Annotated in this window: 10 protein-coding genes, 1 pseudogene and 1 riboswitch; of the genes and pseudogenes, 9 read left to right on the forward strand and 2 right to left on the reverse strand. The window is 42.8% G+C overall.

Annotation, left to right across the window (positions count from 1 at the left end):
• Window positions 1-68 precede the first annotated feature (68 nt).
• Window positions 69-1511, forward strand: a complete 1443-nt coding sequence (gene aldA, locus JCM19055_RS09770; protein ID WP_042359614.1) for an aldehyde dehydrogenase — start codon at window positions 69-71, stop codon at window positions 1509-1511.
• Here aldA and JCM19055_RS09775 read toward each other — a convergent pair.
• Window positions 1481-3139, reverse strand: a pseudogene (locus JCM19055_RS09775) (spore germination protein). The gene aldA and the pseudogene JCM19055_RS09775 overlap by 31 nt on opposite strands.
• Window positions 3140-3304, forward strand: a riboswitch (M-box (ykoK) riboswitch).
• A 231-nt stretch (window positions 3305-3535) separates the two neighbouring features.
• Between JCM19055_RS09775 and mgtE the strand changes: the two are divergent.
• From mgtE to JCM19055_RS09790, 4 genes are all read left to right on the forward strand, one after another.
• Window positions 3536-4618, forward strand: a complete 1083-nt coding sequence (gene mgtE, locus JCM19055_RS09780) for a magnesium transporter (RefSeq protein ID WP_265181998.1) — start codon at window positions 3536-3538, stop codon at window positions 4616-4618.
• Window positions 4572-4901 (forward strand): magnesium transporter, encoded by a 330-nt coding sequence (locus JCM19055_RS29235; protein WP_265181999.1) that lies wholly within the window; start codon window positions 4572-4574, stop codon window positions 4899-4901. The genes mgtE and JCM19055_RS29235 overlap by 47 nt, the downstream gene beginning before the upstream one ends.
• 156 nt (window positions 4902-5057) lie before the next feature.
• Window positions 5058-6266 (forward strand): PLP-dependent aminotransferase family protein, encoded by a 1209-nt coding sequence (locus JCM19055_RS09785; RefSeq protein WP_042359593.1) that lies wholly within the window; start codon window positions 5058-5060, stop codon window positions 6264-6266.
• Window positions 6267-6280: 14 nt separating this feature from the next.
• Window positions 6281-7027, forward strand: coding sequence for a TIGR02206 family membrane protein (locus JCM19055_RS09790; protein WP_052366170.1), 747 nt, complete (start codon window positions 6281-6283; stop codon window positions 7025-7027).
• Window positions 7028-7162: 135 nt separating this feature from the next.
• Here the strand turns inward: JCM19055_RS09790 and JCM19055_RS09795 are convergent, their stop codons facing one another.
• Entirely contained in the window at window positions 7163-7363 is a 201-nt protein-coding gene (locus JCM19055_RS09795) for a hypothetical protein (protein WP_042359595.1), read from the reverse strand.
• A gap of 251 nt (window positions 7364-7614) precedes the next feature.
• Between JCM19055_RS09795 and JCM19055_RS09800 the strand changes: the two genes are divergently transcribed.
• The 4 genes from JCM19055_RS09800 (at window position 7615) to nfsA (ending at window position 10741) form a co-directional block, all read left to right on the forward strand.
• On the forward strand, window positions 7615-7932 hold the full coding sequence (locus JCM19055_RS09800) for an IDEAL domain-containing protein (RefSeq protein ID WP_052366171.1): 318 nt from the start codon (window positions 7615-7617) through the stop codon (window positions 7930-7932).
• A 79-nt stretch (window positions 7933-8011) separates the two neighbouring features.
• A complete protein-coding gene (gene dcd / locus JCM19055_RS09805; RefSeq protein WP_042359596.1) occupies window positions 8012-8542 on the forward strand; it encodes a dCTP deaminase in 531 nt (176 codons plus the stop codon).
• 61 nt (window positions 8543-8603) lie between these two features.
• On the forward strand, window positions 8604-9998 hold the full coding sequence (gene allB, locus JCM19055_RS09810; RefSeq protein ID WP_042359616.1) for an allantoinase AllB: 1395 nt from the start codon (window positions 8604-8606) through the stop codon (window positions 9996-9998).
• Between the two features lie 5 nt (window positions 9999-10003).
• Entirely contained in the window at window positions 10004-10741 is a 738-nt protein-coding gene (nfsA, locus tag JCM19055_RS09815) for an oxygen-insensitive NADPH nitroreductase (protein ID WP_265182000.1), read from the forward strand.
• Window positions 10742-10839 lie beyond the last annotated feature (98 nt).

The following is a 10839-nucleotide window of genomic DNA, read 5'->3' on the forward strand; positions in this document are numbered from 1 at the left end:
TTCCACATTTGATGTGTAAAAGTTTCTTCTATCGGGAAAAAGAACGGCATGAAGGGAAGTGGCAAATCATGAATAAACTATATATAAATGGCGATTGGGTAGAAAGTACATCAAATGAAATAATCACGGTTTTAAACCCGGCAACAGAAGAAGTCATTGGTGAAGTGCCGAAAGGAACGAAAGAGGATGTTGACCGAGCGGTCGATGGTGCCTTTACCGCGCAAAAAAAATGGGCGAAAGAGTCAGGTGCTACGCGTGCGGAAGTTGCAAGGAAGATCGGCGAGGCTATTGAACGAGATAAAGAAGAATGGATTCGTTTGCTCGTGCAAGAACAAGGAAAAACGATGGATTATGCACGAGGAGAGATTGACAAGTCCATTCAGTATTGTCACTATATGGCAGGCTTTGGATTACGTATGGAAGGTGACACGCTACCTAGTGAACGAGAAAACGAGATGCTTCTCGTTTTGAAGAAGCCAATCGGTGTTGTGGGTGGCATCGTTCCTTGGAATTTCCCAGTATTTGTAATGCTAAGAAAGGTTATTCCACCTCTTGTAGCAGGCTGTTCAGTTGTCATCAAACCGAGTACAGAAACGCCACTAACGGCGTATAAATTTGCAGAACTCGTACATGAATTAGGTTTGGCGCCAGGATTGTTTCAACTCGTGCCAGGCTCAGGTTCAGAAGTCGGCAATGCAATTGCAGCTCATGAGAAAGTGAGTCTCGTTACGATGACCGGGAGTTTCCCAGCAGGTTCAAAAGTGATGGAAGCCGCAGCTACCAACGTAAAGAAAGTGAACCTTGAACTAGGTGGTAAAGCTCCTGTCATCGTTACGCAAAATGCGGATATAGATGAAGCGGTTGAGCATATTGTGCAATCTAGAATCGTGAATACGGGTCAAGTATGTACGAACGCTGAGCGTGTGTACGTTCAAGAGAGTGTTATTGACACGTTTAACGAGAAAATGGCTGAGCGGATGAAAGCTGTGAAGTATGGTGATCCGTTAAAAGACTCGTCCGTTGAAATGGGGCCACTCATTAGTCAAGATCAATTGGATGATGTCGTATCTGCGGTTCAAGAAGCGAAAGAAGAAGGCGCAACGATTGTTGTTGGTGGACATGCAGTCACAGATCGCAAAGGATTCTTCTTTGAACCGACAGTCATTACAAATGCGAAGCATGAGATGAAGATTATGACAGAAGAGATCTTTGGACCAGTTCTTCCGATTACGTCGTATGAAACCCTAGATCAAGTGATTGACTGGGCGAATGACTCGGAGTACGGGTTATCTTCTTCAATATTTACGAATGACTACAATGAAATGATGCGAGCGATCAATGAACTAAACTTTGGAGAAGTTTATGTGAATCGTGAGCATGATGAAGCGATTCATGGTTATCATGCTGGCTGGAGAAAGTCTGGTGTTGGCGGTGCCGACGGTAAGTATGGATTTGAAGATTATTTAGCGACGACGGTTGCTTATTTGCAATATGATCGAACGAAACAATAGATAAACGAACAAAACGAGCTGATCATACAGCTCGTTTTGTTTAGGATTGTCGTTTTTTTATCCATCGGGTTCACAATGGATGGTCGATTGTTTTTGTATGGCTGTGGAATTCGGAATAAGAAGTCAGCAGCAGCACGTGCATTGAATGGGAGAAAAGGCCACATGTAAGGTGTGTTTAGCGTTTTCGTTTTGACAAGTGTGATCAAGAAGAACATGCAAGTTACCATAAATCCAATCGGTCCAAAGAACCCGACACTCAGTACTAAGACGAGGCGAATGATTCGGTTGCATAGTCCCATCTCATAACTTGGCGTTGCATAACCAGCCATCGCTACGACGGCTGTATAAAGAACAACTTCTCCTGTAAAAACTCCGACTTCAATGGCAATTTCACTAATGAGAATCGCTGCAACGAGACCGAGTGCTGTTGCTAACGCATTTGGCGTATGAATGGCTGCCATACGTAATACTTCTAAGCCGAATTCAGCGATTAAGACTTGGACAAAAATCGGAATCGTATAATCATCACTTACCCCGATGAAATCCCACGTTGTCGGTCCAAGAGCTGCATATTCTTCAAGCAGGAACCAACCTGGCAATAAAAAGATCGAAAAAAATACTGCAATAATTCGTACCCAGCGTAAAAACGCACCGACGATCGGTTCTTGGCGGTATTCTTCAGCATGTTGCATATGATGCCAATAGGTTGTTGGGAAGATCATGACGCTTGGAGAGCCATCCGTAATGATAATGACATGACCTTCTAACATGTGAGTGGCTGCCGTATCAGGTCGCTCTGTGTAGCGAACGCGCGGATAAGGGGAAAGTGATTCTTTGAACAGAAATTCTTCAAGGGTTTTTTTTCACCCATTGTGAGTCCATCAATATTGACGGATTTTAGTTTCTTTTTTTAAGCGCTTGGCGATCTCTGGATCTGCAACGGAACTAATATAACCGATCACAATGTCAGTTTTTGAACGGGTTCCAACTTGCACATGTTCCATAATTAACGAAGGGTCTCGCAATCTCCTTCGGATGAGGGCACTGTTAAAAACGAGGGTTTCCACAAATCCGTCACGTGGTCCTCGTACAACACGCTCGAGGTCAGGCTCTTCTGGAGAACGAACGGGATATTCCCTTGCGTCAATCATAAGCGCTTCGTCGTAACCTTCTACGAGCAATGCGCTCTGACCTGCAAGGACATTCGTTAAGATTTCATCAAGATCATTTGAACGTTCAATTTCTGATTGAGGAATAAATCGATGCTCAAGGTGAGCCATCACATTATCTTTAATGCCATCGAGTCGTGATAGATTTTCTAATGTGTGTATGATTGCTAAATCGTTTCCGAAGCCGTCAACGAGAAACATACAGAGTTTGATGTCGCCAATTTGAAAGTTGTGTTGAACGAGGTCGAAGTTTTTATCAACACGTAATTCTTTGCTTAACGTCTCGACATTTTGTTCGAAATCATTGCTTAACGTGCGTTTTCGTTTCATCGCTCGCCTCCTTATCAGGTTTATTATGAGCGGAGAACGGGTAAGCAATTCATGTTGAGGAGATTTATTACATTTATGGTTGACAGTTTTCTTAGACAAAGGTATAGTCGGAAACGGTATGAATTTCATAAACAACCTCGTTAGGTGAGGCTCCTGTACGGAGATATGCTGCTGCCCAAAAATGTCCAAAGACGCCAATGGGTGAACAGGAATTATCGAGCTAAGGTAATTTTTAATGTAGCTGGCAATGGTCCTATGCCGTACAGTGCTAAAGCTCTACGACGGAGACGTATATAAGAAAAAGCTGCACGTTGTGCATGCTTAACTTTGGTGAGCCGTCTTCTCGTAGAAGATGGCTTTTTTGTATGAGTAGAATAGAGTTTTGGTAACTTATAAAGGAGGTGAGGGAACGTTGCGTCCCAGGATGAAGAGTGTTGATGATGAAGATAGGTATTGGATAACAACTAAGAAGATCGCTGTCCCTCACCTTATACGTGAAGGTACGGCTGATTAGGAGGTTTAGCGATGGTTAAATTAAATGAAGAAACTCGCGCTGCCTACAGCCGCTATTTACTGGAATTACTTGAAGCAGAACAAACGACGGTATTTCGCTTAAAGTTCTTAGATCTACACCCGGTTGACCAGGTTGAAGTGTTTCAACAAATGGATCAAGCACAAAAAGAAAAGTTCTACAAATTGATGACGCCATCAGAACTTGCCGACATCTTCGAAGAGCTTGAACTTGAAGAACAAAAAGATGTCGTGAATGACTGGGAAGACCAAGAGATGGGCGACGTTTTTAATCATATGAACGCCGATGATGTCGCTGATTTTCTAGGGGAGCTTCAAGAAGACCAACGTCAAGGCATTTTGACATCGATGGACGATGAAGATGCAAAAGACGTACAAGAATTATTAACGTACGAAGAAGAAACCGCTGGTGCAATTATGACGAAGGAAATTGTCAACTTGCATGAGTTGGAAACTGTACATTCGGTATTAGATCGACTCCGCAATGAAGCGCCTGATGCGGAAATGATCTATTATTTATATGTTGTGGATGAAGAAGAGAAATTAACTGGGGTTGTTTCCCTTCGTGACTTAATGGTTGCGCAGCTCGATGCCAAAATTGGTGACGTGATGAGTCGTCGCGTCGTCTCTGTGCATGTTAATGAAGACCAAGAAGATGTAGCGCAACTCATTAAGAAGTACGACTTTCTTGCAGTACCAGTCGTGTCAACGAGTGAGGAACTGTTAGGGATTGTAACCGTTGATGATGTCATGGATGTATTAGAAGAAGAAGCGACCGAAGATTTGGCCGAGTTCTCAGCTACTCGTGGTGCGACGGATGTCAACATTACTGCGTTTCAGGCAGCTAAAAAGCGTTCGCCTTGGATTATTCTTCTCATGTTGTTTGGAATGATCACAGCAGGAATCATTGGTTCGTTTGAAGAAACGCTCGAGCAAGTCGTCTTACTGTCTGCGTTTATTCCGATGCTCATGGGTTCAGCGGGTAACGTCGGAACACAATCGCTTGCGATTGTTGTACGTGGTCTAGCACTTGGCAACTTCGAGAAAAAAAGGATTGATGCGTGCGCTCGTTCGTGAATTTGGTACGGGTCTATTGATCGGGCTAAGTTGTGCAATCGTACTTTTATTAATCATTCCGATCTTTTTTGATGATAGTCTTTATTTAGCTGGAATTGTTGGCGTGTCATTACTCGTATCCTTAGCGATGGCAGCGGTTGTTGGATCAATCGTTCCGCTTGTAATTAACAAGTTCAAATTAGACCCTGCAATTGCATCTGGGCCATTTATTACGACATTTAATGATATCGTTTCAATTACAATTTACTTTTCGATTGCAACGACGCTATTGCAATTTCTATAAAAAGAAGGTCTGGTGAGCTGCCAGGCCTTTTTGTATGCGTAAAAGCAGGAGAGATTGTTGCTTGAATTCATTGACTTTTTTTGTCAAATGAGCTAAAATAAAAGGACTTTTACAAACTACTGTGAAAAAAAGACAACTAAGGAGACGGGTCTTAACATGAAATATGCCTTTGCAAAACGAGTACGTCATTTGCAGTCATCTGCGGTGCGAGATATTTTGAAAGTAGTCAATCAAGGAAACGTTCTTTCGTTTGCTGGGGGGCTTCCTGATGATGAATTGTTTCCTGTAGAGGCGATTGAAGATTCGTTTCGTCGCGCATTATCTAAAGGAAAGAAAGCGATGCAATATGGGGAAACGGAAGGGTATTATCCGTTACGAGAAGTCATTATTGAACGAATGAAAAAGAAGCAAATTAGCGGATTTACACCAAATCATGTGTTACTCACGACAGGCTCACAACAAGCGATTGACTTGTTTTCTCGTGTGATGATTGGACCGGGTGACGTCATCTTTACAGAAGAACCGACGTATTTAGCTGCGTTGCAAGTGTTTCAATCGTATGAGGCAAAGATCGTACCAATTCGTTGTGATGAGTTCGGAATGGATTTTGAAGATTTGCAAGAAAAAGTGAAAGCATACCGACCGAAAGTTGTGTACGTCGTTCCTACGTTTTCAAATCCGACTGGCCGTGTATGGAGTTTTGAGCGAAGAGAAGCGCTCGTTCGACTTGCTCACAGACAGAATTTCGTCATTTTTGAAGATGATCCGTATGGTGATATTCAGTACACACCAGGTGGCTATACGCCAATGGCGGCACTTGATGATGGAACACATGTCGTCTATACGAGTACGTTCTCTAAGACGGCCGTTCCTGCACTTCGAACAGGGTGGATAGTTGGTCCTTATCAGATCATTCGTATGATGTCTCAAGCGAAGCAGGCGAACGATCTTCATTCGAATTCACTTGCTCACCAAGCGTTGTATGAGCTTTGTATGAATTTCGACTTAGATGAGCATATCAAAACGATTAGTAAATTGTATGGTCATCGCAAAGACGTTATGGTTGATTCACTACGTTCATCTGGACTTGAAACGATGTCGTTTGTTGAGCCAGAAGGTGGGATGTTCTTATGGCTGGAAGTAGATCCGCAAATTAACACAGAGGAATTGCTTCAAGAAGCGGTTTCAAGAGGGATTGCGTATGTTCCAGGTGCACCGTTTTATGCAGGGACACCTCAATACAATACGTTGCGATTGAATTATACCCATGCGACCGATGATGACATTCGTTTCGGAATGAAAACGATGACGGAGTTGTTTAAAGAAGTGGAACAAAAGCAAACTGATAAAGTTTCGCTGAGTTAAAGGTAGGCGATTTGGTGTCTTGGTTTCAATATTCTGGGCAAACCCCTGATTTCGTGTGGTTTGGACCAGCGCATGTTGCAATACTGGTTGGTCTTTTGATCATTTGTAGTTGCATTACAAAGGCGCGTCGTTCAATTCGAACGAACAAAGGCGTCGATCGTTCCTTGCGTCTAGGCATGGTTGCAACATTGATCATTTTAGAAGTGATGTATCAGACATGGTATGTCGTAAATGGTGAGTGGGGAGCTCATTTTGCATTGCCTTTGCATTTGAGCAGTATTACGTGGATTACGGCTGTGATGATGTTGCTCACTCTTCATAGACGCTGGTTTGAAGTGACGTTCTTTGCTGGAGTGAGCAGTGCGCTGTTAACGATGATTACACCGGACATTGGGAATTTTGGCTTTCCGCACTTTCGTTTTTTTCATTTCTTTTTGACGCACGGTCTCGTTATCGTAGCCGCATATTACGTACTCGTCGTTCATCGAACCGAGTTCACGCTTCGGTCGGTGGTAATCGTTTGGGGATATTTAAATGCGTATGCCGCAGTCGTTTTTGTTATAAACCTTATTATTCCTAATGCGAATTACATGTATTTAATGACGAAACCGCCAAGCCCTACTCCGTTCGATTGGTTCGGTCCTTGGCCGTATTACATTTTCGTACTACAACTCGTTTCGTTGCTCTTGTTCTTGCTCATGTACGCTAGTTACCGGTGCATTCAGTGGCTCGTCATTAAATCTTCGACTCGTTTGCCATGAAGATACAAGCTCATGCATTCACTCGTCTGTCGCTTCAAGTTTGCGTTTACGTATCGGTTTTGACCTTCATATCGACCGCAAACGTATCCGTAACTTGAGAACGTTTCATCAGAATCGATTCGGTAAATGCGTAAGTTACGAGAATGCTGTTCTTTTTTTTAGCTGGCGTAAGTCAAGGTGTAAAAGGGAAAGAGCTTCATCAATCAATTCGATGTAAGGTTCATGTACTCGGAACATCTCGGGCACTTGCTGCAGATTTTCTTCGAAAGACCGTTTAACGAGCGGTAAGATAATCGCATAATGGATGAGCGTGAGGTCGTCATTTTGTAGTGGCATAGGATCGTCTCCTTTTCCAACTCGTATGATTAGTATACGAATACACGTTCGCATTTACAACCGGGAATCAAAGGAAATAAAAAAATTGATCAAAAAAAGCAGGAATGAAAGCTACAAAAGTCAAATAAAATAACAGCACACCTTTCTTGATCAATGTTTGAAATTGTCGGAATAAGGGTATTGACTGGCAAGGATGAACGTTTCATACTCCGTTTAAAAAAAATGATGAAGAGAATAGGGAGGGAGCATCAATGGCAGGTTCAACTTACGAGAACGAACTCTTTGAGAAATTGAAAATGATCCGTCAAGGATATCGAGCACCGAGACAAGTGCTACAATCACTCTACGCACGCATGATGTTGGAGTACTCTGTATACGAGTTTACGAAGGCTCGATTTGAACGGCTCATTGACAAGGCTCTCGATGACAAAGACGAGGATGCTTTTCATACATTAACGAGTCAATACAATGACTGGATTGTGAAGTATCAATCGGGTAATACGATCTCTGAACATGGGTATGAACTAGAATGTAATTTCGAAGCTGTGAAACCTCCAATCAGTAGCTAACGATTAGCTACTGATTTTTGTTTTTTTTCACGAGCAGATCAGGTATAATTGGGATAGTAATTTCAGGAGGTAAGACGCGTTGATATTATCTGACACAACTATTAAGAAGATGATGGCCGCAGATGAACTACGAATTGATCCGGTTGATGAGGCTCAAATCCAGCCGGCATCGGTCGATATTCGACTCGGCACTCACTATTTAAAGATCGATGAAAACGCCATCGAGTCTATTGCATTAGACGCACCTGCGCAGTATGTAGAGTTTGAAGCAGATGAAGTGATCGTTCCACCGAACTCATTTTTACTTGCGACGACGAAAGAATACATTAAGCTTCCAAACGATCTAACGGCTTTTGTTGAAGGACGAAGTTCAATTGGTCGCATGGGCTTATTTATTCAAAATGCAGGATGGGTCGATCCAGGCTTTGAAGGTGAGATTACATTGGAACTATACAATGCCAATCGCTTGCCCATCCGTTTGAAATCGGGAAGAAGAATTGCTCAACTCGTTTTCGCTCGTATGGACCAACATGCATCTGCTCCATATGATGGAAAGTATCAGAAGCAAAGAAAAGCGGTCGGAAGTCGTGTTTATAAGGACGTAAACTAACGAGAAGCCGCTACCTTTATGAGAAGGTCGCGGCTTTTATTATGGAGGACGGGGAAACGTGATGTATGATACGAAAATTGTAAATGGAACAATTGTGAATGGACAAGCGTCTTTTCTTGGAAATATCTACATAACAGATGGTAAAATTAGTGCCGTAACTGAGCCTGAAGATGATCGTGAAGCAGTGGAAGTGATTGACGCAAAAGGTCAATACGTCTTGCCTGGCCTCATTGATACGCATGTTCACTCTAGGGATCCTGGTCCAACACATAAAGAAGATTTTTATACGTCAACTCAAGCTGCAGCAGCTGGAGGGATTACGACGATTTTTGAAATGCCAAATACGACACCACCAGTGAAAGACCAAGGCACATTTGATGCACAAGTTGAGAACTTAAATGAAAAAGCGGTCGTAAATTACGGACTATGGGGCATTTGTTTAGGGCCATTAAATCGTCATGCTTTTGCAGAACTTTCTGAGCGTGGTGTTATTGGATTTAAATACTTTTGGGGGTACGGCATTCATCAAGAAACATTCCAACTCCTTTATAATGTCGATGCCAAAGATGAGCAAATTATTGAACCTTACGATGACGGTGAAGTGTTCGCAATGATGCGAGAAGTGGCAAAAACAGACCAAGTATTTGCTGTTCACGCTGAAAACCATGAGTTAATCCGGCAATTAAGTGAAGAAAAGGATCCAACGGATGAGTCATACGATGCCCTTCTCCGCTCGAGACCTGCACTGGCTGAGACGTTAACGGTCAATACGGGATTGTCGCTCGCAAAAGAAGCTGGTGTCCATTTTCATGTGTTGCACGTGAGTGCAAAAGAAAGCGTAGAGTCCATTCGTGCAGCAAAAGCAAACGGTCAGAAGGTCACGGTTGAGACGTGTCCACATTATTTATTTTTAACGAATGAAGATTATGAAACGGTCGGTCGTGACATGAAGATCTTCCCGCTCGTAAAAGAACAAAAAGACCAAGATGAGATTTGGAAAGGTATTCAAGACGGGACGATCACTGTCGTTTGTTCAGACCATGCACCTCATACCGCGGAAGAGAAATATTCTGGATCTTTAAGTGAAATACCAGCTGGAATGTGTGGAGTCGAAACGCTTGCACCTCTACTATTAAATGAAGTTCATACCGGACGTTTGACGATCAATCAAGTCGTGCAACTGTTATCTGAAAATCCAGCGAAGTTATATGGGATTGACAATCAAAAAGGAACGTTAATGCCAGGGACGGATGCAGATATTACAATTGTTGATTTAAAGAAAGAAGGTACGATTCAAAAGGCAAACCTTCACAGCAAAAGTAAAATCTCTGCCTATGATGGTCGGAGTATTATCGGCTGGCCTGTACGCACGATCGTTCACGGTCATACGGTGATGGAAGATGGCAACATTGTTAATGATCAACCAAAAGGACAGCTAGTGAAGCCTGGGAGGTAATGATGATGAAGGAAACAAGAGATCTAATCCAAACACACCAATCAATTCGTAAATATAAGCAAGAAGAAGTTTCAGAGGAAATTGTTCAAGATTTGATTGAATCTGCACGTTGGGCACCGAGTTCCCATCACGTCCAAGCTTATACGGTAATTCGTGTAACAGATGTAGAAAAGCGCAAAGCACTTAAAGAAATTACCGGTGGTCAAAAATGGGTAGTAGAAGCACCCCTATTCCTCGTGTTCGTAGCGGATTGGCACAAACATAAAGTAAATAACGAGAAATGGGACGCTTCATTTGAAATGGAAGAAACAGAAAACGTCATCGTTGGTGCGGTAGATGTTGCATTAGCTGCTCAAAATGCATTGCTTACTGCCCGTTCTTACGGTCTCGGTGGCGTAATGATCGGAGGAATCCGAAACGATTTGCACGAAGTTGCAAACATTTTAGATTTGCCAAAGCATACATTCCCAGTGATGGGGATTTGTCTTGGGTATCCAGATCAAGACCCTGGTCAAAAACCACGTTTTCCTAAAGAAGTCGTACTGCATGAAGATCGCTATGATGGAGAGCGAATTACTGAAGGGCTTGAGCCGTACGAACAAGAGACGAGCGCATACTATGAGCGTCGTACAAAAGGGAAGCGTACAGCCGGCTGGGGAGAGAATATGGCTGAGTATTTGAACAAACCTCGCCGTCAACAAGTAACGACGTTTTTGAAAGACCAAGGATTTACGCTTAAATAAACGTACATGTACTGACTGAAAGCATGCGGAATATAACTAGGCTCGGATCAAAGTAGAGAAACTTTGATCGGAGCTTTTTTTCTTGAGTCTAGCACCGC

This window comes from Geomicrobium sp. JCM 19055 (genome assembly GCF_000698185.1).
Taxonomy (GTDB): Bacteria; Bacillota; Bacilli; order Bacillales; family Marinococcaceae; genus Geomicrobium_A; species Geomicrobium_A sediminis.